This is a genomic window from Herbaspirillum chlorophenolicum (assembly GCF_001189955.1).
Classification (GTDB): domain Bacteria; phylum Pseudomonadota; class Gammaproteobacteria; order Burkholderiales; family Burkholderiaceae_D; genus Herbaspirillum; species Herbaspirillum chlorophenolicum.
In genome coordinates, this window is the sequence record NZ_LFLT01000163.1 from 1 (window position 1) to 653 (window position 653).

Annotated in this window: 1 protein-coding gene; it reads right to left on the reverse strand. The window is 53.4% G+C overall.

The window, feature by feature from the left end; translation table 11 throughout:
- On the reverse strand, positions 1 to 653 hold a 653-nt coding region (locus AKL28_RS24965), incomplete at both ends, for a saccharopine dehydrogenase family protein (protein ID WP_414735714.1).

Consider the following 653-nt stretch of genomic DNA (forward strand, 5'->3'; position numbering starts at 1 on the left):
CTGCGCAACAGTCCGATGCGGACAAGTTGCGATGCCGCCGCTACAAAAAGATGCCCTGGAATACTGGCGAAGCCAGCATGAAAACTGACCGTCGTGACCAAAGGATAACGTTTAGGGAAAAGAATGAGATCCGGCACATCACAACTACCCAACAGGCGCGTCCCGACCGGAGAAGGAAACCGGTGACGTCGCGTATCAAGCCATCCTCTTACAGAGGTCCATCTGCCGGAATCTAGACGGAGAAATGGCTTCCCGCAGTATCCGAACACTCCTCTCATAGTGGCCACTCCTGGTGCCCGAGCTCCCGATCCGATTCCATGCCGTATTGATGTCAGCCGACTGAATCTGTTCAAATAATGATCGACCACTGCCGAGGAAAGTGCAGGCAAGGAACTTGCGCCACTGGTGACGACCAAGCTCCTCTGACGGGCAGATTGGTCAAGATCGACGATTCCTGCAACAAAATCGCGCCCATCGGCCAAATCAATGTAATTGGATTCTGCCGCTATAGCGGCGCGGGCCACACCGTAATCTTGCCCTTGAAACGGTCCGGCAGTATGAATGACCGTATTAACTTTAAGCGCCGAAAGTTGCTGCGCAAGATCTGCGGCATTGGCGTCAATAGATAGGCCTTGATAGGCATCTAAGCCAAG